Raw genomic sequence first — 1,071 nt, 5'->3', positions numbered from 1 at the left:
CTGGTGAAGAAGGGCAGACCAGTTAGGCTCTCGTAGTGCAGCTCAAAGACGCTGCGTGTGGCTCGATGGTCAGATACTATTCCCGAGGGACCCTGAGAACCCTCGGTCTCCCACCTTTCCTGCTCCTGATAGGTACTTCCATCTTGCCCACGCAACGGGAACGTTCAAACATGGTAGCTAGTAACCTCTCATCCATTTTCAACAAATAGTTCAGGGCATTATCTAATAGCCTTCCTCGTTTGATCGAATCATTCCAATGCACCTCTCCAATACCGCACGTACCCCATTCCTCATACTTTTGCTTATCGGCATTACAATTATGATAACTACCAGCCTTCCAAGCCTCCCCTAATAAACGGCCTATCCGGATATCGTTCTGCACCTGATTGCCATTGAAGAAGAATACCATGTGATAATGATATTCTCGGTGCTTGCCATACTCTAGTTTCCACACATAACCGACCAAGGGTTTGTATTTTCGTTTAATCGAACGCAAATACCATTCTCGTTCTTCTTGTGCTTCTTCGATAGTTACAGAGTCTCTAAGGTGGAAATCTACACGTACCACCAGTAGTTTGGCATACTGGGCAAATAGATCATCTACATACGATTTTATACTTGCGCTGTTACGCTTCTCAGAGCGTCTCAGATTGCGTAGACGCTTCTGATGATGTGGTGACCTTAGTTCCACGACACAATCGCTTAGGATCTCTTCTATGCCTGTTAAAAGCACGTCTCGTGCTCGAGTAGATAAGCACTCATCCAATATATTAAAATCTCGATAGGGGTATAGATGTTGAAGGAACAGTTCGACAGAGGGATGAGCTGCTTTAGCCTCTTGGTATTTATAATAGTGTTTGGTTACTGCATCCATTGCTTTTTGGAAAGCATGGATGCTGAATGATGGATATCTTAATTTCAGTTTATTAGTGAAGTCTAGGATATCTGTAGACATAGGTAGTCCCTCAATGAAGAGTATAATAGGGTCGGTGTTGAATAGGTTAATGGATGCAGATTAGTGTTTGTTCAATAGTTCAATTTAAGTAATTTGATTAATGTAAACTGTTAACT

Annotated in this window: 1 protein-coding gene; it reads right to left on the bottom strand. The window is 42.6% G+C overall.

The genetic code is table 11. From position 1 onward, the window contains the following. Positions 1-76: 76 nt before the first annotated feature. Positions 77-955, bottom strand: a complete 879-nt coding sequence (locus AACS18_RS04290) for a YagK/YfjJ domain-containing protein (RefSeq protein WP_108613774.1) — start codon at positions 953-955, stop codon at positions 77-79. Between the last annotated feature and the right edge of the window lie 116 nt (positions 956-1,071).

Source organism: Aeromonas sp. HMWF015 (assembly GCF_963878965.1).
Lineage (GTDB): Bacteria > Pseudomonadota > Gammaproteobacteria > Enterobacterales > Aeromonadaceae > Aeromonas > Aeromonas veronii.
The sequence above is the reverse complement of the archived record's forward strand: the minus strand, read 5'-3'. Positions and strand labels throughout refer to the sequence as shown.

Excerpts from the sequence above, each read along its gene's own strand:
- AACS18_RS04290 (WP_108613774.1), bottom strand. The coding sequence starts at position 955 with ATGTCTACAGATATCCTAGACTTCACTAATAAACTGAAATTAAGATAT.